This is a genomic window from Tumebacillus amylolyticus (assembly GCF_016722965.1).
GTDB lineage: Bacteria > Bacillota > Bacilli > Tumebacillales > Tumebacillaceae > Tumebacillus > Tumebacillus amylolyticus.
Genome location: NZ_JAEQNB010000005.1, coordinates 179,636 through 198,082 on the forward strand (window position 1 = coordinate 179,636; position 18,447 = coordinate 198,082).

At 55.3% G+C, this 18,447-nt stretch carries 23 protein-coding genes and 1 pseudogene; 8 read left to right on the forward strand and 16 right to left on the reverse strand.

Annotated features, from left to right (window positions below; genetic code table 11):
- Positions 1-73 precede the first annotated feature (73 nt).
- Together JJB07_RS16190 and JJB07_RS16195 are read right to left on the reverse strand one after the other, a co-directional pair.
- Positions 74-310 carry a hypothetical protein gene (locus JJB07_RS16190; RefSeq protein ID WP_201636860.1) on the reverse strand — a complete coding sequence of 79 codons (237 nt, stop codon included), beginning with the start codon at positions 308-310 and terminating at the stop codon, positions 74-76.
- On the reverse strand, positions 307-678 hold the full coding sequence (locus JJB07_RS16195; protein WP_201636862.1) for a helix-turn-helix domain-containing protein: 372 nt from the start codon (positions 676-678) through the stop codon (positions 307-309). Before JJB07_RS16195 ends, JJB07_RS16190 begins: the two co-directional genes overlap by 4 nt.
- Before the next feature lie 194 nt (positions 679-872).
- On the opposite strand from JJB07_RS16195, the gene JJB07_RS16200 reads away from it, so the two are divergent.
- Positions 873-1,178, forward strand: coding sequence for a hypothetical protein (locus tag JJB07_RS16200; protein ID WP_201636864.1), 306 nt, complete (start codon positions 873-875; stop codon positions 1,176-1,178).
- A 49-nt stretch (positions 1,179-1,227) separates the two neighbouring features.
- On the opposite strand, the gene mutT is transcribed toward JJB07_RS16200, so the two are convergent.
- Both mutT and JJB07_RS16210 read right to left on the reverse strand, forming a co-directional pair.
- Positions 1,228-1,614 (reverse strand): 8-oxo-dGTP diphosphatase MutT, encoded by a 387-nt coding sequence (mutT, locus tag JJB07_RS16205; protein ID WP_201636866.1) that lies wholly within the window; start codon positions 1,612-1,614, stop codon positions 1,228-1,230.
- 5 nt (positions 1,615-1,619) lie between these two features.
- On the reverse strand, positions 1,620-2,000 hold the full coding sequence (locus JJB07_RS16210; protein ID WP_201636868.1) for a hypothetical protein: 381 nt from the start codon (positions 1,998-2,000) through the stop codon (positions 1,620-1,622).
- Between the two features lie 203 nt (positions 2,001-2,203).
- Between JJB07_RS16210 and JJB07_RS24270 the strand changes: the two are divergent.
- Positions 2,204-2,398: pseudogene (locus tag JJB07_RS24270) on the forward strand (SelT/SelW/SelH family protein); the annotation flags it as partial.
- A gap of 59 nt (positions 2,399-2,457) precedes the next feature.
- Here the strand turns inward: JJB07_RS24270 and JJB07_RS16220 are convergent.
- The gene (locus JJB07_RS16220; protein ID WP_201636872.1) at positions 2,458-4,020 is read right to left on the reverse strand and encodes a PASTA domain-containing protein; all 1,563 of its coding nucleotides are present in this window, start codon (positions 4,018-4,020) and stop codon (positions 2,458-2,460) included.
- A gap of 211 nt (positions 4,021-4,231) precedes the next feature.
- On the opposite strand from JJB07_RS16220, the gene JJB07_RS16225 reads away from it, so the two are divergent.
- Positions 4,232-4,531: a hypothetical protein gene (locus JJB07_RS16225; protein ID WP_201636874.1), complete on the forward strand. Its 300-nt coding sequence runs from the start codon at positions 4,232-4,234 to the stop codon at positions 4,529-4,531.
- Positions 4,532-4,637: 106 nt separating this feature from the next.
- On the forward strand, positions 4,638-5,429 hold the full coding sequence (locus JJB07_RS16230) for a L,D-transpeptidase (RefSeq protein WP_236588141.1): 792 nt from the start codon (positions 4,638-4,640) through the stop codon (positions 5,427-5,429).
- 64 nt (positions 5,430-5,493) lie between these two features.
- On the opposite strand, the gene purB is transcribed toward JJB07_RS16230, so the two are convergent.
- Positions 5,494-6,855 carry an adenylosuccinate lyase gene (purB, locus tag JJB07_RS16235; RefSeq protein ID WP_201636876.1) on the reverse strand — a complete coding sequence of 454 codons (1,362 nt, stop codon included), beginning with the start codon at positions 6,853-6,855 and terminating at the stop codon, positions 5,494-5,496.
- Positions 6,845-7,573, reverse strand: a complete 729-nt coding sequence (locus JJB07_RS16240; protein WP_201636878.1) for an HAD family hydrolase — start codon at positions 7,571-7,573, stop codon at positions 6,845-6,847. The genes purB and JJB07_RS16240 overlap by 11 nt, the downstream gene beginning before the upstream one ends.
- A gap of 137 nt (positions 7,574-7,710) precedes the next feature.
- Between JJB07_RS16240 and JJB07_RS16245 the strand changes: the two genes are divergently transcribed.
- The 3 genes from JJB07_RS16245 (at position 7,711) to JJB07_RS16255 (ending at position 9,020) form a co-directional block, all read left to right on the forward strand.
- Positions 7,711-8,136, forward strand: a complete 426-nt coding sequence (locus tag JJB07_RS16245) for an alpha/beta fold hydrolase (RefSeq protein WP_201636880.1) — start codon at positions 7,711-7,713, stop codon at positions 8,134-8,136.
- 123 nt (positions 8,137-8,259) lie between these two features.
- Positions 8,260-8,718 (forward strand): N-acetyltransferase, encoded by a 459-nt coding sequence (locus JJB07_RS16250; protein WP_201636882.1) that lies wholly within the window; start codon positions 8,260-8,262, stop codon positions 8,716-8,718.
- Positions 8,719-8,825: 107 nt separating this feature from the next.
- Entirely contained in the window at positions 8,826-9,020 is a 195-nt protein-coding gene (locus JJB07_RS16255; protein WP_201636884.1) for a DUF896 domain-containing protein, read from the forward strand.
- 45 nt (positions 9,021-9,065) lie between these two features.
- Here the strand turns inward: JJB07_RS16255 and JJB07_RS16260 are convergent, their stop codons facing one another.
- The 6 genes from JJB07_RS16260 to JJB07_RS16285 form a co-directional block, all read right to left on the reverse strand.
- Positions 9,066-9,683 carry an RsfA family transcriptional regulator gene (locus JJB07_RS16260; protein ID WP_201636886.1) on the reverse strand — a complete coding sequence of 206 codons (618 nt, stop codon included), beginning with the start codon at positions 9,681-9,683 and terminating at the stop codon, positions 9,066-9,068.
- A gap of 113 nt (positions 9,684-9,796) precedes the next feature.
- A complete protein-coding gene (locus tag JJB07_RS16265) occupies positions 9,797-9,940 on the reverse strand; it encodes a hypothetical protein (protein ID WP_201636888.1) in 144 nt (47 codons plus the stop codon).
- 81 nt (positions 9,941-10,021) lie between these two features.
- A complete protein-coding gene (thiI, locus tag JJB07_RS16270; protein ID WP_201636890.1) occupies positions 10,022-11,206 on the reverse strand; it encodes a tRNA uracil 4-sulfurtransferase ThiI in 1,185 nt (394 codons plus the stop codon).
- Between the two features lie 6 nt (positions 11,207-11,212).
- The gene (locus JJB07_RS16275; RefSeq protein ID WP_201636892.1) at positions 11,213-12,379 is read right to left on the reverse strand and encodes a cysteine desulfurase family protein; all 1,167 of its coding nucleotides are present in this window, start codon (positions 12,377-12,379) and stop codon (positions 11,213-11,215) included.
- 100 nt (positions 12,380-12,479) lie between these two features.
- Positions 12,480-13,676, reverse strand: a complete 1,197-nt coding sequence (locus tag JJB07_RS16280; protein ID WP_201636894.1) for an MFS transporter — start codon at positions 13,674-13,676, stop codon at positions 12,480-12,482.
- 198 nt (positions 13,677-13,874) lie between these two features.
- The gene (locus tag JJB07_RS16285) at positions 13,875-14,897 is read right to left on the reverse strand and encodes a glyceraldehyde-3-phosphate dehydrogenase (protein WP_201636896.1); all 1,023 of its coding nucleotides are present in this window, start codon (positions 14,895-14,897) and stop codon (positions 13,875-13,877) included.
- A gap of 197 nt (positions 14,898-15,094) precedes the next feature.
- On the opposite strand from JJB07_RS16285, the gene JJB07_RS16290 reads away from it, so the two are divergent.
- Complete coding sequence (locus tag JJB07_RS16290; RefSeq protein ID WP_201636898.1) at positions 15,095-15,943, forward strand: DegV family protein; 849 nt, start codon at positions 15,095-15,097, stop codon at positions 15,941-15,943.
- Between the two features lie 167 nt (positions 15,944-16,110).
- Here the strand turns inward: JJB07_RS16290 and JJB07_RS16295 are convergent, their stop codons facing one another.
- From JJB07_RS16295 to JJB07_RS16305, 3 genes are all read right to left on the reverse strand, one after another.
- Positions 16,111-17,271 carry an SAM-dependent methyltransferase gene (locus JJB07_RS16295; RefSeq protein ID WP_201636900.1) on the reverse strand — a complete coding sequence of 387 codons (1,161 nt, stop codon included), beginning with the start codon at positions 17,269-17,271 and terminating at the stop codon, positions 16,111-16,113.
- Between the two features lie 73 nt (positions 17,272-17,344).
- A complete protein-coding gene (gene clpP, locus JJB07_RS16300; RefSeq protein WP_201636901.1) occupies positions 17,345-17,938 on the reverse strand; it encodes an ATP-dependent Clp endopeptidase proteolytic subunit ClpP in 594 nt (197 codons plus the stop codon).
- Between the two features lie 127 nt (positions 17,939-18,065).
- The gene (locus JJB07_RS16305) at positions 18,066-18,335 is read right to left on the reverse strand and encodes a rhodanese-like domain-containing protein (protein ID WP_201636903.1); all 270 of its coding nucleotides are present in this window, start codon (positions 18,333-18,335) and stop codon (positions 18,066-18,068) included.
- Between the last annotated feature and the right edge of the window lie 112 nt (positions 18,336-18,447).

The window sequence follows — 18,447 nt, forward strand, 5'->3', positions numbered from 1 at the left end:
TCCCCTGATTGCGATCCAACCGCGATCCAGAATTGTGCCCGTATCATATGTATGATCGCAACAGGGAAAAAAGCTACGCTCTTCGCCAGTTCCTGACAAGGACATACGCGGTCACCAGCGCCGCAAAAGCGACCAACATGATTCCGCCCGCCAGTTTCAACCATTGGCTGTGCAAGTCCGCATACCGATCTTGGAATTGACCCTGCACCATGAGAATGTCCTGCTCAATTTGGTGGTAGCGGCTGTACAACCAGCCGAGCAACCCAAGCTCTGCGACCAGCGCGAGCAACAGCGAGATGCGTTTGCTCACTTCTCTTCACTCTCCGTCCGTTTTTTCAGCGTGCGCAAGTAGTGGACAAACGCTTCCATCACTTGGGTGTCGCTCCACGTCTCCACCGACTCCTGCGAAGTGCCGAAGGGTTCGAGAATTTTCTCGCGCACATAGCCGCTCACATCTGCCGGAAGCGCCGAGATCAGCGTCCCGGCCTCTTCTTGCTTGCCGAAAAAGTAACTCACCGGCTTGCCGAGCACGTCCGCCATCCCCGCCACCACTTGCATGGAAGGGTTTTTCTTGACCCCGCGCTCCAATTCCCGTAGGTAGGTCGCCGTCACGCCGACAGCTTCGGCCAACTGCGCGACCGTAAGCCCGCTCTGGGTACGAGCCTCCCGAATCAACATCCCCAAATCCACCATACGCCACCTCAGAACAAATGTTCGTATCCGCGCAATCTCAGGAGATCACGCGAGCTTCAGCGACCTTGTCGCGAATTTTCAGCTCTCAAAGCCTTGTACGAAACTATAGTTTCGAACTATAATCAGAAGCAACAACATCCATTCTATCATAGAACTCCCACTGACAGGAGGGCTTCCCCATGATGACTGCTCAAGCAATTCTGATCCGCTGGCCGAACGAGGATACCGGCGGGTACTTCAAAGTCCCCGGTTGCCTCGTCAACCCCAACACCGCACTGGCGATTTTCGATTGCCACCTCGAAGTTCACTTGGTCACACCGACCGATCATCCCCACGAGTTCGATCTGCACTTCGCCTCCAACCCGCTGTTTTACGTTGGCGACGACCTCCCGGAGATTTTCCACGACCTCAATCAATTGACCCTCCTCGAGTTTGCACGCAAGTACACCCACAGCGAGTACCATCCGACAGAAGCCGTTTGCTGATAGGAAAAAGCCCTCCGGCACCTGTGGAGGGCTTTTTCACTGCTTGTATTCAGGTGCGCAACAGTCGGTCCACGATCGGCACATCTGCGGGGGCCAAGTCGTAGGACTTCAACTCGTGGAGACGTACCCAGTGGACATCCTGCACATCGAGCAGTTGCAATTCACCGCATACATACCGACACTGATAGCCCATCAGCACGACGTGACGGTCTTCGTACGTGTGAGAAACGACTTCCAGCACGTCGCCGACTTCAATGTCGATGCCAAGCTCTTCGCGAATTTCTCGTGCCAGTCCCGCACGCGGGTCTTCTCCCCACTCCAACTTGCCGCCGGGGAACTCCCACTTGAGTCCCATATGCGTGTCAGGTTTTCGTTGGGCGAGCAGAATTCGTCCGTCCTTCTCGATCACCGCCGCTGTTACGACCAATTGTTTCATTCCGCCTACCTCTTCAAGGTCGACAGTCGCTGCAACGTCAACGAGAAGTTACGGCTCGTGAGCGTCACTTCTTCCGGAGACAGATCGACTTCAATGTCTTGGGGGTCGATCGGGAAGGTCACCGATTGCGGTTCACCGCCCGCTTCCTCCTCCGTCTCGCGGAACAGGAACTCCATGGCCACGTCTTCCCCCGCCTCCGATTGCACGAGATCGCAGAGATCAAACGTTGACGCGAATTGTGCCAACAGGTGTTCATGCACGATCTCGCCGCGCTCTTCTTGCATCTCCAGACGCACCCACACCGGGGCTTCCGAGAACAAACTCTCCAAGATTCCAATCAAATCTTCCAAGCCGCTGACCGGCTCATACATTTCGAGGTCTTCCATGCTTGCCATCCTCCTCCAACTACATCGTGGGTTATTGTACCATACGCATGAGACCCGCGGTAGGCAAGCCAAATCACCTTGTGGATTGCGAAGCGTTTCAGGCATATGGTACCATGTGAATACCATTTCTAACCGAAGGAGCGATGAACATGGAAGCCCCGAAGATCACCCTTGAATACTGCAACATGTGAAACTACTTACCCCGCGCCGTCAGTTTGACGGACGAAATTCTCAAGTATTTCGGACCCAAGGTCGGAGAATTCACCCTCCTCCCCTCCAAGGGCGGAGTTTATGAGATTACCTGCAACGGAGAACTGATCTACTCGAAAAAGTCCCTCGGCCGTTTCCCCGAAGACGGCGAAGTGTTGGAGATCCTGCGCCAGAAGATTTTTTCATAATCTCATCAAAAAAGGAACCCGGCCACGCGTGTGGTCGGGTTCCTTTTTTATCAAAACGACTACTGGCTGATCGTGAAGGTGATACGCCCGCCCTTCTCCAACTGCGTTCCCGCGGCCGGAGTTTGCTTGGATACGGTGCCGGACGGTGTGCCGGTGCCCTCGATTTGGAACGAGTAGCGATAGCCGAGTTGGAGCAACGTCTGCTCGGCGGCGGCTTGTGTCAGGTTGGTGAGGTCAGGTACGGTACCTGCCGCTGTTTGGGTCGACGGTTGGTTCGGTTGGACGGTACCTGCCCCCGGACCGCCCGGTGTCGTACTTTGGTCGGAGTTGACCGTGAGCACCAGCATATCGCCCGTGTTCACTTCGGTGTTCGGGTCTGCCGATTGACGGTAGACTTTGCCCTTGGTCACCGGGTCGTCCGCTGAACGATACACCCATTGGATGCGATCGGTCGGGTAGCCGTTCTCGCCGAGGATTTGGATGGCCTGTTCCTCCGTTTTGTTCATGAGATTCGGCATCTTGATCGAACGGCCCTGCTCCGCTTGACCTGTTGCGGTCGTAGCGGTCGAAGTATCACTGCCAAGCGTCCACCAGATTCCGACGGTGATGACCAAAACAGCCAAGATCCCTGCGAGAACCATCATCGGTCGGCGTTTGGGCTTCATCGTTTCCTCCGCCATTTTTTTGGCGGCTTCCGCTTTTTTCAGTTGCGCGACTTTTTGCAAGGAGCCTTGCGCCATGTCTTTCACCGATTTGACGGAATCCTTCACACGCCCGAGCGCTTGCGTGCTGCCGACTCCGGAGGAAGTTGAAGCAGAGGGTTCCTGCTCCGACTTGTGCTTCGTCGGCTGACGGCTCTCCATGCGCGAGAGTACAGGCGTGCTCATCGCTTGGTGGATGCCCTTGATCTCCTTGTAGAGCTCTTGGACGGACGTGTAGGGTCCACGCGTTGATTTGGCCAGGATGCGCTCGATGATCGTCAACAGATGCTCCGGCAACCAGAGATTCGGCCCTGCATGGTTGCGACCCAGGAAGTTGCGCACGTCGGCTAGCACCTGCGTCGTAGGCAGGAAGTCGGAGTACGGGTCTCCCGTCAACATCTCGTAAAGCAACACACCACTGGCATGAAGCAGTTCAGCGTGCGTGCGTCCGCGCTCTTGACCGCCAAGCAACGGACCATAGCCGATCATTTTGAGAAATCCATCCTTGGTAATCAACACGCTGGTCGGTGCGATGGTGATCTCTTGAATTCCCGCACGTTCCGCTGCGACAACTGCGCCGAGGAGTTGATTCAGGAGATCAACGGCCAGTTCCGGAGCCAGCGGAGCGCGATCGCGCATCCAGCGTGCCAAGATCAGGCCATCTAAGTCTTCGGTGATCAGGTAGAGATTCGGTTCCTCCACCACCACATCATATATCGACAACAAGTGCGGTTCATGTAAACCAGCCGCTTTGGCGATCTCTTGTTCCCAGGTGGGACGAGTCTCCGGCGTCACGTTTTCCGCGAGGCGCATCACCGCCACTTTTCGATCCAGCGATTCATCCTGCGCGTGAAACAGATCACTTCGGCCGCCGACCGCTTCTAAGAAACGGTATCTGCCGGCCAAGATTCGCTCGTTCATGTCCATCCCCCTATCATTTTGGACAACCTATACGGGTCATCATATACGTATTACGTATGGCGCGAGGATTTTATGCGGGTCGCTTTCGTAAGACTTCTCCACTCCCGAAACCCCGTCCTTCTTTCTAAATGTTTCGAATATGATTGATTTCCTCAAGTGAAAGCACTAGACTGAGGTACGAGTACGACTTGAAAAAAGGACGGATGACAACATGACTCAAGACCACGCCCTGTTTACCCATTCCTTCATGATCGCAAAAAAAATCGGCTTGGCGTTATCGTACGCATTGGAACGCCTTGAACTGAACAAGGGACTGACGTTTACATACGAAGCGAAAGCCCCTGACAAAGAACTCGCGCAGATGACGACCGAAGAGTTGGCTCGCTACAACATCGACTGCGCTCTGTCGATGGCCACTCTGTTGAATCATACGCTCGTCCATCTCAACGACTTTGACGCAGCCAAAGTGCTCTCCATGCTTGGAGAAGACGGGCTGTCGTTTCCATCATAAAAGGAGAACCGGTCCCTATTAGTGACCGGTTCTTTTTTTGTCTCTTTTATTACGCGTTCTGATTTGATAAAATAAAAATACAATTATGAGATGGGGAGGTCTACTGATGAAGAAACTATTGCTTCCGGCTGCGCTGACTGTGTGGATGCTCGCGGGCTGTTCGTCCACGACCCTGCACAACCAATCGGCTCACGAGACGCAATCTGCCGCGCCTCAGCCAGCTGCTGTCAAACCTTCCGATCCCGCCCCGGCACCAACCCCGGCTCCCGAGGTCAAACCTGAGTCGGTGCAGGCACCACCTGCTCAAGAGCAAGCGCAACTTCAACCGAATCCTCAAAGTCAGCCGGCGGCTCAACCGCAGACCCAGCCTGCCAAGCCTGCACCTGCACCGCAGCCTGCCCCCAAACCCGCCCCGCAACCGGCACAATCTGCGACTCCTGCTCCGGCCCCACAGCCGACTTCAACGGAGAGTCAAGAGAATTGGCCGCTCGAACAGATCGATTTCAGCAAAGTGACACTCGACTGCGACCTCTCCGACCAGCGTGTGTACGCAAAAATGGACGGGCAAGTCGTTCGCACGATGATCACGTCCTCCGGCTTGGACACGATCCCCGACAACTCCACCCCGCGCGGTGAATTCCAAGTCGAGCCGGAGCGCGGCACTTGGTTTTACACCAACAACTACAGCGAAGGGGCGAAATACTGGGTTTCCTTCAAAGGCCATGGCGTGTTCCTGTTCCACAGCGTCGTCATGGACAAAAACCAACAGGTTATCGAAGCCGAAGCCCAGAAACTCGGCACCAAAGCATCGCACGGCTGTTTCAGACTCCCGCTTCAAGATGCGAAGTGGATCTACGACCATGTCAAAACCGGAACGAAAGTCTCCATTCACGACTAGCGCCGGAATGAAAAGAAGCCCTGTCCTTACTATGGTAAGGGACAGGGCTTTTTTTCACAATCACTTACTTCTGGATGTGCTTCACAAGTTGCGGAGCGATCCCGATGTACGACGACGGGGTCATGTCCAGCAGACGTTGCTTGTCTTGGGGTTCCAGGTCCAATCCCTCTACAAACGCGCGCATTGTTTCTTCGGTCATCGCGGCACCGCGGGTGAGTTCCTTGAGTTTTTCATACGGGTTGTCATGACCCGCTTTGCGCATGACGGTCTGGATCGGTTCGGCGAGAACTTCCCATGCGTCGTTCAAGTCTTGCGCCAGTGCATCCAAATTGATGTTCAGTTGGTTCAGGCCGCGCAGAGCCGATTGCAGGGCGAGGAAGGAGTGCGCCACGCCGACACCCATGTTGCGGATCGCCGACGAGTCGGTGAGATCGCGTTGCAGACGGGAGATCGGCAGTTTGTTCGCGAGATGATCGAGAACTGCATTGGAGAGGCCGACGTTGGCTTCGGAGTTCTCGAAGTTGATCGGGTTGACTTTGTGCGGCATCGTGGAGGAACCGACTTCGCCGGCGACGACTCGTTGCTTGAAGTAGCCAAGTGAAATGTATTGCCAGATGTCACGGTCGAAGTCGAGCAGAATGTTGTTGAAGCGCATCATGGCGTGGAAGCACTCGGCCATGTAATCGTGCGACTCGATCTGCGTCGTCAGCGGGTTGTAGGTAAGTCCGAGGCCCTCGACGAACGACGACGCGATCTCTTCCCAATTCAAGTGCGGGTACGCCGAGGTGTGGGCGTTGAAGTTGCCGACGGCGCCGTTGAACTTGCCCAAGAATTCGAGGTGTCCGAACTGGCGCAATTGACGTTGCCAACGATAGACGAACACCGCAATCTCTTTGCCGACGGTGGTCGGAGATGCCGTTTGGCCGTGCGTGCGGGCGAGCATCGAGACGTCCTTGGTGTTCTCTGCAAGGTCCGCAACTCCCTGCACGAACTTCTCCGCCAACGGGAGCCAGACATCGTGGATCGCCGTCTTGAGCATCAGCGCGTGGGAGAGGTTGTTGATATCCTCGGAGGTGCAAGAGAAGTGAACGAATTCCAGCACGTCGACGAGCGTGGAGTCCTTGAGTTGTTCCTTGATGAAATATTCGACCGCTTTGACGTCGTGCTTGGTGGTGCGCTCGATTTCCTTGATGCGTGCAGACGATGCTTCATCGAAGTTCGCCGCGATGGCACGCAGGGTGTTCACTTCTTCAGCGGTAAACGAACGGACTTCGTCCAGTCCTTGAATTTGCGCCATTTTGATCAGCCATTCAATTTCAACATGAACGCGAAATTTGAGCAGCGCCCATTCGGAGAAACATTCATTCAACCCGTTCATCTGTTCGGCGTAACGGCCGTCGAGCGGAGAAATCGCTTTAATCGACATGTTGTGAGTACCTTCTTTCCAGCGAGAGATTCAATGTGGAAGCGAGTTCCTGCAACTCAAAAATTTCCGGTGCAACTTCTGCATCCGGGATCGGGGTGCGGCGGCGGTTCAACCAGACGGAGCGAATGCCGGACGCTTGTGCGCCCAGGATGTCGGCCGACCACGAATCCCCGACCATCATCGCCTCGTGCGGTTCAACCCCGCAAAGTGCCAGGGCGTGATGGAAAATTCGCGGATCGGGCTTCTGCACGCCAACGTCTTCGGACGTGACCAAATGGTCCACCAGCGCGGTGAGTCCACACGCTTCCAGTTTGTCCACCTGTACATGAGTCATGTGGTTGGTCAGCACAACCACTTGGATTCCTTGGGCGCGGAGTGCATGAAGCAGTTCCAACGCTCCGGGAACCGGGCGGCGAGAGGTGCTGTACACGTGCGAGTAGAGATCGGCGATTTTCTGTAACTCGCCCGGGTCAAGCACATGACCACAGCCGAGAAACATCAGGCGAAAGCGTTCCAACCTCGCCTCTTCGAGCGTCATCCGGCCCTGCAGCACCATTTTGTGCATGTCGTTGAGCAAATGGTAGAATTCCTCTTCCAATTGCGCCAAGCTTTTCTGCTGCAGCTCCGGATACCGCTCGCGTACCGCCTCAATCCCTGCCTCACATGAAAACCGATGATCGAACAACGTCTCATCCAAATCCAACAAGACCGCTTTCATCTTCACACCTCCCACGACCTAGTATAGCATAAATACGAACGATGAAAAGTATCTCTCATACAATGTTCGTGTTTTATTTCTCCCTTCCTCCGCATATCTATGAAGTAGACTACTAGCCTCAGAGGGAGGAATCTTATATGCCGCGTCGTGTCCTTGTCTTCCAAAAGCAATCGGACAGCACACAACTCTGGAAAGGGTTGACGGAGGAATTTGAGCAGGAGTATCGCCTGGTCTTCATCAATCGCCAAGGCATCGACTGCCCGCCGCAAGAAGACGCCGAGACGGTTGTACAGATCATGGCGGAAATGCAATGGTCGGATGCGATCTTGGTCGCGCACGGAGACGACTGCCGCCTGCTTCGCGATTTGGCCGCTTTGGCACCCAAACGCATCTCGGCGCTGTTTCTGGTCGATGCGCCCGACGACGTACATCTGTCCGGCCACCACTCGCCGTTCCTCCATGTCACCACCGCCAATTCCGACCGCCAAGACCCGTTCGTGTTGGAAAAAACGGAGTTGCTGCCCGAAGTGTTTCATGCGTTCTGCACACTCCGACTGCGATAACAGAGCAGCAGTCATAGTAGACGTGCCGTTCACCATACATTACTTCACAGTCCAACTTCCACTGCCATCTAGCAAGCTTTTCCTGTATACTAATAGAAACAGGGAACGGGAGGGAAAACCCGCATGCCACACGTTCAATCTTTGCAGATTAACTATCAGACTTTGGAAGAATTCAAGAAATTCCGTGAGAATGGCCTTGAAGAGCTCTCGATGCTTGAAGACCTGCGCGCGAACATGATTGAGGACAACACCGTCTCTCCGTTTTACGGCATCTATGAGGACGGCAAGTTGGTAGCTCGCATCAGCCTGTACAAGATCGGGGCCAAGTACAACCAGTACACCGAGGTGCCCACCGACTATTACGAATTGATGAAGCTTGAAGTTCTGCCGGGTTACAAAGGCAAGGGCTACGGCACGTCGCTCATCGAGTTTGCCAAGACTCTCAACTTGCCGGTCAAAACCAACGTGCGCCTCGGGGCGCAGGACTTTTTCTTGAAGCTCGGCTTCCAGCCGGTGAAGTATGATCCGATTCGCGACCGCGGGGAGAACCCGTACATCTGGTTGCCAAACCAAGCCGACTAATCGAGACGACCGGGTGTACACGCCTTTGACACCTGGTCGTTTTTTGTATAAACTTATAGACTGGTGAAAATACTCAAACTCAGTACTCGTAGAGAGGAGACTTCCCTATGTTGAGTTCAGATAAAATCGACCGCATCAACGTCCTGTCCCGCAAGAAAAAAGCCGGTACCCTCACCCCGGAGGAAGCGGCTGAACAGCAAGCTCTCCGCACGGAATACCTCGAAGCTTTCCGCAAAGATTTCCGTTCGCAACTTGATTCGATCAAGTTTGTCGATGAGGATGGCAACGAAGTCAAGCACTAAGCAAAAAGCCGCCCGACCGTTTCACACGGTAGGACGGCTTTTTTTTCACTCCATGCGCTCCAGGTTGCCGTTCTCATCCATCTTGAACAGTTGAGTCGGACGCTCCGGTATGGGTTCGGAGGAGGGCATGACTTCCTTGCGGGCTCGCTCCATGATCTTCACCAAGGCGAGGTAATCGCCACGGATCACGGAGAGCTCGCTGTGCAGGCGCAAGTTCTCCTCCTGCAAGGCACGATTCTCTCGTTGCAGGGTGTCCACCTGCTTCACCCGTTTGCGCAACTTCTCATCGTCGTCGCGACGTGCTTTCAAGAATTTGATCACGCGACACCACGTCAGGTCTACAGAGTCAGACTCCACCTCGCGTTCACCGATGGTGCCGAGTTCCACCGGCGCAACCTGTCGCTCCTGCACCCCCTCAGACTGTACGACCGTTTCGCGGTTCGCCCGCCGTTCGGCTTTGGCAATCTCCAACTGCGCGGCGTATTCTTTGCGCAACACGGCGTTCCAGCGGAAGCCGCACGCGGCGCGGGTGCGTCCGAGCGTTTGACCTGCTTCTTCAAAAGCGGCCAACTGCGTGCTCGAGGTGCGAATGTGCCGCAAGATGACCTCTACCAGTACACCGTCGTCCTCAGGGGTCCACGCATCTTGCCGCACCGTTTTCATGCGTTCGTCACTCCTCTGCGTTTTCTTCCGTCTGAATATTCCGTGTATCAGTATGTATAGCCATTCAGAAGGGCAAAAAGACCACCTTGCTCGTCGCGAGGTGGTCCACAGCGTTACCCAAGTTGGCGGACGAGGCGGCGCAGGATCTGCCAGACGTGCTTGCGGCTCACGTACATCGAGCGCAACTGCTTGGCCCCGCCGTACAGCGTGGCCGCCACCGCCAACAGGCGCGCGGCGCGGGAGATCGTCGTCAGCATGGCTGTTCACACTCCTCCAAGAGAATCAAGCTCGTGAAAGTAGTGTGTCCCGCCAAACTCGTCACTATGTGGGTGTTCAGGTTAGGATTCTCTTGTAAACAAAAGGGTTTCTGTCTTCTCAAGCGCTTCGGTGATCAAAGCTTCGATGTCCAACTTCTCCTCTGCGCGTTGCGCTTCGTGCAGCTTCGGACGGGTCTTCGGGTTCTTGGGCAGGAAGATCGTGCAGCAGTCTTCGAACGGCAAGATCGAAGTCTCGTACGTGCCGATGCGGCGGGCAATGTCCATGATGTCGACTTTGTCCATCGCCACCAGCGGACGCAGAATCGGGATGTTGGTCACGTTGTTGATCGTGTACATGCTCTCAAGCGTTTGGGACGCAACTTGGCCGAGCGATTCGCCGGTGACCAGCGCCAAACATTTGCGCTCGTGTGCCAGACGGTCGGCGATGCGCATCATGATGCGGCGCATAATCGTCACGCTGTACTCTTCCGGGCAATGCATGCGAATCTGGCGTTGAATCTCCGTGAAGTACACGTTGTGCAGGCGAATGCGGCCGCCGTGCTGAGCGAGCATCTTCGCAAGGTCGTTGACTTTCTCCTGTGCTCGTTCGCTGGTGAACGGGAAGCTGTGGAAGTGAATTGCTTCCAAAATCGCCCCGCGCTTCAGCGTGAGGTAGCCTGCAACCGGAGAGTCGATGCCGCCGGAGAGCAGCAACAGGACGCGGCCCGACGTGCCGACCGGAAGTCCGCCCGGTCCGGGGATGACATCACAGGTCAGATACGCTTTCGATTCGCGGACTTCGACCATGAGGCGCAGTTCCGGTTTGTGGACATCGACTTTCAGCGCGCCTTCGGTGCGGGAGAGCACGTAGCGTCCCACCTCTTGCGCGATTTCCGGCGACTCCATCGGGAAGCGCTTGTTTGCACGGCGTGCTTCGACTTTGAACGTGACCGGCGTCGTGCGTTTTGACAAGGCGTCTTGCACGACGAGCAGAGCGGACTCTTTGATTTTCTCGATGTCGAGTTCCACTTCGGCAACCGGAGACAGCGAGTTGATGCCGAAGACGTTTTTCAAACGGGAGATGGTTTCGTCCATATCTGCTCCGTTGAGACGCACTTCGATGCGGCCGCCTTCGCGAGCCACTTTGACGCCGAGACTTTTGACGACGCCGCGCATGTTTTCCATGAGCATTTTTTCAAAATGAGAGCGGTTTTTGCCCTTGATCGCGATCTCTCCGCCCAGGCGGGCAATCAGCGTACTGTACATAGGTCATTACCTCCGAGACAACAATCTGAGATCGGCGACGGTCCGTTGCACCAACGAAATCGCCGTCTCGATCTCCTGTTCCGTCGTCGCTGCAGACAGGGAGAAACGGATCGCTCCTTCGAGCTCCGGTTCCGGCAAGCCTGTCACTTTCAGCACGCGGCTGTAAATCTTGTCCTTCGACGAACATGCCGAGCCGGTGGACACGTAGACCCCTTCGGTCTCCAACGCATGCACCAGCACTTCCCCTCGCACGCCCGGGAACGAGGCGTTCACGATGTGCGGGGCCGCAAGCCCCGGTGTGGTCGGCGTGTTGATGCGAATTCGTTCGATGCTTCCTTGCAAGCCGGAAATCAACTTGTCGCGAAGCCCTGCCATTTTGACGGACGCTTCCTTCATCTCAAGCGCCGAACGTTGCGCCGCCGCGCCGAATCCCACGATACCCGGCACATTCTCTGTACCCGATCGGATGTTGCGCTCTTGGCCGCCGCCGTAGAAAAGCGGGGCAAGATGCACGCCGTCGCGGATGTAGAGGGCACCTACGCCCTTGGGTCCGTGAATTTTGTGCGACGAGATGGTAAGCAGGTCGATGCCGGACTCTTTGATTTTGAGAGGGAATTTGCCGAACGCTTGGACCGCGTCGACGTGGAACAACGTCTTGCGCTTGTCCTTCAGAAACGCGCCGATTTTCTCAATCGGTTGGATCGCTCCCGTTTCGTTGTTCACATACATGACGCTGACCAGAATCGTGTCATCACGCCACGCCCGCTTCACATCTTCGACTCGCACCACGCCGTTCTCATCAACAGGCAAAAACGTCACGTCATACCCGCGATTCTGCAACTCCTCCGCCGCTTCGAACACGCAGGCGTGCTCGACTTGCGTGGTGATGATATGCTTTCCGCGCGTTTGGTACTTCTGTGCCGCGCCGAACAGCGCGAGGTTGTTCGCTTCGGTGCCTCCCGACGTGAACAGCAGTTCCGTTTTTTTCACACCGCCAAGCGCTTTGGCGATGCGTTCGCGGGCTTTGTCGATTTCCTTTTCCGCTTGCAGGCCTTTTCTATGTAAGGAAGAAGGGTTGCCATAGTGGGTTTGCAACATCTCGACCATCGCCTCGATGACGTCCGAGTAGGGCTGAGTGGTCGCGCTGTTGTCTAAGTAGATGTCGGGTTTCAATGATCTCCCTCCCCGTATACCCAATTATTCTCTCCCAATGTACCGTTCCTCATTATAGCGAAAAAGTGCCGGATGCGCACCCGCACCCGGCACTTTTTCGCTATTTTTTGTGAATGGGAATCAGGGTTCCGACCAAAGCGGCGAACCCGCACCCGATGAACACCGCCGTATATCCGAGTCCTGCAAGTCCGGCGAATGTCGTCAGGAACAGCACATCGAACATCGAATCGGCAATCGAGAGGAGCGACAGCGTGGTCGCCCGGGAGCCGGACGGGATCAGTTCGTTGTGCAGATGCGAAGAAATCGGCATACGAATCGTCTTCAAGAATCGCAACACGTAGAACGTTGCAAACGCCAGCACCGGAGTCTCCGGGAACGACGCCGACGCAAACAGCATCGCCGCCATGAGGACGCCGCTCACATAGAGAATGCCCACCCGCGAAAACTTCGCCGTGATTCGCCCGATGTTCCGCGTCACCAACAGACCCCCGAGCGCGACGGAAGCATAGACGACGCCAAGCCACGAGATCGGCAAGCCGTTCCCGGTCAGGTACGGTTGCTCCAATTTGCCAAACACCACAAAAGTTGGAACGAACACCACAGTGGTGTTCACGAACAACCGCACGAGGCGGGGCGACCTGCGCAAGTTTTCCAGACCGTTACGCACATGGACGTACGGATTCTCACGGAACTTCTCGACGACGGACGGGTTCTTGATCCCGCCGAGGAACACCAGTTGAAGAAGCGTTGCCAGCACTCCCCCACCCACGATGATCGCAAATTGCCAATCGGCGAGGTCGCGCACGACAAACGCACCGACGAGGCTCGCAGCCATCGAGACGTACATAGTCGACGAATAGATCTTGCCCATGGCGATGTCCATTTTGTCCTCTTCGCCGCTTTCCTTGAGCGAGTCGTAGATCAGCGCTTCATCCGCCCCGGAGAAAAACGTCGCGGACAGGCCGTTCAAAACATTGTACGCATAGAACCACCAGATGCTGCCGTCCGTAAGCAACAGGAGCAACAGACAGACCTTGCTGCATACATTGACGACACATCCGACGAAAAACGAAGCTTTCGGACCAAAACGATCCGCAAACGTGCCCGTCGGCACTTCTGAAAGCGCTACCGTCACACACCAACACAGCGTCGCGTAATAGATGCCGGCTGTCGAAAGTCCGTGTCCCAAATAGAACAGCGACATGACCGGCTCCAAAAAATTGATCGAGCCAAACAGCGTCGCCCAGAAAAACAAACGCACATTGTGGTGCGCCAAAGTACCTGGTTGTAAACTCATAATTCAAAAACCCTCCTGCTTCGTCTGAAGTCATGCACGACTCCGAAACAGAAGGCAGGTTCGCCCACTGTTTCGATTACAGGGCTGCCACCGGAATTTTCATGTATTTGTTCCTCCTGAAATTTTGAAGTTACTTCCATTATAAAGCGAAAAAAGGCTGACGTCACGAAGCACGTCAGCCTTTTTTGAAAGTTCAATTTAGACGGTCACTTTTTCCTTCAAGAGCTTTCCCACCATCAGCGCGAGATCAACACAACGCATGGAGTAGCCCCACTCGTTGTCGTACCAAGCAAAGATCTTCACGGTGTTTTCTGCCACAACCATCGTGGAGAGGCCATCGACGATCGAAGAGTGCGGATCGCCGACATAGTCGATCGAAACGAGCGGCTCGTCGTTGTAGCCGAGGATGCCCTTCATCGGGCCTTCCGCCGCTTCCTTCAGAGCTGCGTTGATTTCGTCTGCCGAGACGTTTTTGTCCAAGGTTGCGACGAGGTCGACGATGGAGACGTTCGGGGTCGGGACGCGCAGAGCGACACCGTTGAACTTGCCTTTGAGTTCCGGGATGACCAAAGCGACGGCTTTCGCAGCGCCTGTCGTGGACGGCAAGATCGACAAGGCACAAGCACGCGCACGGCGCAGGTCTTTGTGCGGGTTGTCGAGGTTGTTCTGGTCGTTCGTGTAGGAATGGACGGTGGTCACCATGCCGGATTGGATGCCAAACTTCTCGTGCAGGACTTTTGCCACCGGCGCCAGGCAGTTGGTGGTGCAGGATGCGTTCGAAATCACATCGTGCTTCTCATGATCATAGAGCTGGTCGTTGACGCCCATGACGATGGTGATGTCCTCGTCCTTGCCCGGTGCGGTGATGATGACTTTCTTGGCACCGGCTTGGATGTGTTGGCCTGCCGTTTCCTTGGAGCGGAATTTGCCGGTTGCTTCGATGACGATATCGACGCCCAGTTCCTTCCACGGCAGGTTCAGCGGGTTGCGGTCGCCGACGATCTTCGTCTCGCGGCCGTTGACGATGATGGAAGACTCGGTGGTTTGAACGTCCGCTTGGAAACGCCCTTGAACGGAATCATATTTCAACAGATGTGCGAGTGCTTTCACATCGTGGGTTGCGTTAATTGCCACAATCTCAATATCCGGGTTCACCGCTGCTGCGCGGAATACCATGCGCCCGATGCGCCCAAAACCGTTAATCGCAATTCGAATAGCCATGTTAGAAAGTTCCTCCTAGCCCAGTCAAGTTGTTACAGCCCTATTGTACACAAGATGCCGTGAATAATCCATACTAATTTTCCTTCTATACAGAAAAAGTATGTCACATTTGACCACGTTGTGACAACTCTCCATAAATGAGGCTTTTGTGGTATAATAAACAGACTTCTTTCTATGTGAAAGGCGGTATGCCGCTGATGATCCGTATCGTGACCGATTCCACTTGTGATTTGCCGAAAACTCTTCTTGAAGAACACCAGTTGACAGTCATCCCGTTGAATGTCATCATCGACGGTCAGACATATGCAGATGGTATCGAATTAAGCCGTGCCGATTTTTATGAAAAGATGGCACATTCCAAGCAGTTGCCGACAACTTCGCAACCGAGTCCGGCGATGTTTCGCGATGTGTTTCAGAAGATTCTCGATGCGGGCGACGATGTGTTCTACGTAGGTCTTGCGTCCACCCTGTCCGGTACGCTGCAAGCGGCGCGAATTGCGCGCGACCTCGTCGACACGCCGGAGCGCGTGACGATCCACGACACCCTCTCGGCGACCTATGCCGAAGGGATGCTGGCGATGATGGCGGTGAAAATGGCCGCCGAGGGCGCGACGGCAGAGGCGATCTCTGCGAAGTTGACGGAGATGCGCAAGCGTCAAGAGTTGGTGTTCTCCGTCGACACGTTGGAAAACCTGCGCAAGGGCGGGCGCATCAACAACCTCTCGTTCCTGTTCGGGTCGCTTTTGAACATCAAACCGATCTTGCATCTCGACTATGACGGTGTGGTTCAAGCTTTCGACCGCGTGCGCGGCAAGAAAAACGCCATCCTCGCCGTCAAGCGCTTCCTCACCGAGCGCGCGATTGACACGGAGTATCCGGTGGCGATCGGGCACACTGTTGACCCGAGCACCGTGCAAGTCTGGAAAGACTTGCTGGTGGAACTCGGCGTGAAGGTGTCCAACATCCTCGACTTCGAGCTCTCCGGTGTAATCGGGACGCACGTCGGCAAGGGCGCGAACGGGATCATTTACTTCTCGAAAGCGTAATTCCAGTAGAAAAAGGCCGTGACACTCGCTCGAGTATCACGGCCTCTTTTTGCTGTATGCGCTTATCCCACTTTCCCGCTCTGCCAAAACCAGAGGCCAAGGCCCAAGAACAGGACACAGAGGATGAACAGTACGATCGATAAACGTCTGAGGAACATACGGCGGGGTCACTCCTTTGTTTGCGGTGGTACCTGAGCCTCATTATACCGTTTGGGTTTGCTCTGTACCAGCACTTTGAAGTGCTCCCCGAGCCCGCCCGGCAAGATCAACGACTTGATGGCGCGGTTGCGTTTCATGTCGGGGTCGCGGAAGGGGTCGGAGCTCCAGGCGTTGGTGAGGCGGGTGAGGATGCCGGCTTGGAGCAGATATTGGGCTTGGGAGCCGAAAAAGTCGGTGCTCCAGCCCCGCTCTTCGCCCGTGTCGCGCAGGGCGGAGAAGTTGACGTCGGCGGTGAGGTCTTGCACGCCGATGTGTTGGTACGGGTCGGTGGTCAACGTGTGACGGTAGAAACCGCGCAAAGTTCCCGTTCGACGGGACGAATGGTGGAGCATGTCCGCTTCGTATCCGTAGTCGATTGTCACGATATGACCCGATGAGAGCAACGACAACGCTCGCTGGTACCAGGCCAAACCTGCCAAGCCCACCTCAATCGTCTGCCCCACGATCATCTCCGGAGCGTACTTGTCCACATAGGTTGCCAAGGCCGGGTCGCTGAGCGGTCTCAACGATTCCACGAAACGGAGTTCAGATTGCTCTATGGAAACAGGACGGTCAGTTCCCTCAGAGAAACGTTGAGATTCCTCAACGCTTGTGCCGTCAAGTTCCACGTAGACTTCTCTCAGACCTTCGGGGGTCCGAGTTACTCGATGCACAGGATACGCATCGACCAACTCGTTGGTGAGAATCACGCCCTCATAAGGACTGCCCGCCTGCAGTTCGTCCTCCGACACCCAGCGAACCTTCGAGGCGTGCTCCCCGACCATCAATTGCTGCACCTCCCGCAACGAGGGAGAAATCTCGACGATGAAATAATCCAGGCTCTGATAAAACTCGGGATGCTCACTGGCAAAGCGGCTCAGCATATCCCGTGCCAATCGACCCTCCCCCGCACCGAACTCAATCACCGCAGGCCCGCTGCCGATCTTGACCACTTCGTCCGCAAGCACTTCCGCAAACACCGGGTTCACACTCGGGGCGGTGTAAAAATCCCCTTCCTTCCCGATCTTCTTGCGGTCGGACGTGTAATACCCCCACTCCGGATGATACAACGCCCACTCCATAAACTTCGCAAACGTCACCCGACCTTGTTGCTCAAACCACTCTCTCACGTCCATACTCCCTTTCACGCAAAAAAGGAGGCGACAGTTCCCCGTCGCCTCTCTTTTTCTCACTCCAAACGACTTACTTCACTTCCGAAACGTTCTGAATGACTTTGTCAATCAGGCCGTAGTTCTTCGCATCTTCCGCTTCCATGAAGTTGTCGCGGTCGGTGTCGCGCTCAATGACTTCCAGCGGTTGGCCGGTGCGCTCGGAGATGATCTTGTTGAGGTTGTCGCGCATCTTGAGGATGCGGCGCGCTTGGATCTCGATGTCGGACGCTTGCCCGCGTGCGCCACCAAGCGGTTGGTGGATCATCACTTCTGCGTTCGGCAATGCATAACGCTTGCCCGAAGCACCCGACGTCAGCAGGAACGCGCCCATCGACGCCGCCATGCCGATGCAAATCGTCGAAACGTCAGGCTTGATCCATTGCATCGTGTCGTAAATCGCCATCCCGGCCGTGATCGAGCCGCCCGGCGAGTTGATGTAGAGATGAATGTCCTTGTCCGGGTCTTCCGCCGCCAGGAACAGGAGTTGTGCCACAATCGAGTTCGCGACATTGTCGTCGATCTCGCTGCCGAGGAAAATAATGCGATCCTTCAGCAAACGCGAGTAGATATCATACGAACGCTCTCCGCGAGATGTTTGTTCTACGACCATCGGTACCAGATTCATGAAAACTACCTCCCTTACTTCCATTCGGTTTTGAATTCGTACTCTCAGTATACTCAGACAACGTCAAAGGGTCAAAGACAGTCAAAGTCAAAATTCAGCAACTGTGAGTCTCCCCACACTTTCTGAACTACTCACCTTTGACAATCTCGCCCTGATACGCGGTCATACCACCGGGGAGCACTTCTATCTTATGATAGCCCTCGTGCTCCAATAACGCCTTGACCTGCTGCGCTCGCTTGCCGGTCCGACACACGACGACGATCAAGTCCTCAAAGTCTGCGTCAGACACCGCATAGGTCAGCTCCTGCAACGGACAATGCACGGCGCCGGGGATGTGTCCTTCCAGAAATTCCGCTTCGTCCCGGATGTCGATCACAACTTTGGCATCTTGCAACATATACGTCCACCTCACCCGCGAAAAAAAACTGTTATGTATTCCCTTTTACTTTACCCCAAACAAAAGCCCCTTGTCGAGGTAACAAGCGGCTTTTGAACGACTATATAAGGAT

Coding starts and splice junctions, on each gene's coding strand:
- purB (WP_201636876.1), bottom strand. CDS start 6,855: ATGTCGATTAAAGCGATTTCTCCGCTCGACGGCCGTTACGCCGAACAG.
- JJB07_RS16260 (WP_201636886.1), bottom strand. CDS start 9,683: ATGAAAACGGTGCGGCAAGATGCGTGGACCCCTGAGGACGACGGTGTA.
- JJB07_RS16245 (WP_201636880.1), top strand. CDS start 7,711: ATGCCGCGTCGTGTCCTTGTCTTCCAAAAGCAATCGGACAGCACACAA.
- JJB07_RS16230 (WP_236588141.1), top strand. CDS start 4,638: ATGAAGAAACTATTGCTTCCGGCTGCGCTGACTGTGTGGATGCTCGCG.
- JJB07_RS16220 (WP_201636872.1), bottom strand. CDS start 4,020: ATGAACGAGCGAATCTTGGCCGGCAGATACCGTTTCTTAGAAGCGGTC.
- JJB07_RS16290 (WP_201636898.1), top strand. CDS start 15,095: ATGATCCGTATCGTGACCGATTCCACTTGTGATTTGCCGAAAACTCTT.
- JJB07_RS16305 (WP_201636903.1), bottom strand. CDS start 18,335: ATGTTGCAAGATGCCAAAGTTGTGATCGACATCCGGGACGAAGCGGAA.
- JJB07_RS16240 (WP_201636878.1), bottom strand. CDS start 7,573: ATGAAAGCGGTCTTGTTGGATTTGGATGAGACGTTGTTCGATCATCGG.
- JJB07_RS16285 (WP_201636896.1), bottom strand. CDS start 14,897: ATGGCTATTCGAATTGCGATTAACGGTTTTGGGCGCATCGGGCGCATG.
- JJB07_RS16195 (WP_201636862.1), bottom strand. CDS start 678: ATGTTGATTCGGGAGGCTCGTACCCAGAGCGGGCTTACGGTCGCGCAG.
- clpP (WP_201636901.1), bottom strand. CDS start 17,938: ATGAATCTGGTACCGATGGTCGTAGAACAAACATCTCGCGGAGAGCGT.
- JJB07_RS16265 (WP_201636888.1), bottom strand. CDS start 9,940: ATGCTGACGACGATCTCCCGCGCCGCGCGCCTGTTGGCGGTGGCGGCC.
- JJB07_RS16200 (WP_201636864.1), top strand. CDS start 873: ATGATGACTGCTCAAGCAATTCTGATCCGCTGGCCGAACGAGGATACC.
- thiI (WP_201636890.1), bottom strand. CDS start 11,206: ATGTACAGTACGCTGATTGCCCGCCTGGGCGGAGAGATCGCGATCAAG.
- JJB07_RS16280 (WP_201636894.1), bottom strand. CDS start 13,676: ATGAGTTTACAACCAGGTACTTTGGCGCACCACAATGTGCGTTTGTTT.
- JJB07_RS16225 (WP_201636874.1), top strand. CDS start 4,232: ATGACTCAAGACCACGCCCTGTTTACCCATTCCTTCATGATCGCAAAA.
- JJB07_RS16255 (WP_201636884.1), top strand. CDS start 8,826: ATGTTGAGTTCAGATAAAATCGACCGCATCAACGTCCTGTCCCGCAAG.
- JJB07_RS16210 (WP_201636868.1), bottom strand. CDS start 2,000: ATGGAAGACCTCGAAATGTATGAGCCGGTCAGCGGCTTGGAAGATTTG.
- JJB07_RS16250 (WP_201636882.1), top strand. CDS start 8,260: ATGCCACACGTTCAATCTTTGCAGATTAACTATCAGACTTTGGAAGAA.
- mutT (WP_201636866.1), bottom strand. CDS start 1,614: ATGAAACAATTGGTCGTAACAGCGGCGGTGATCGAGAAGGACGGACGA.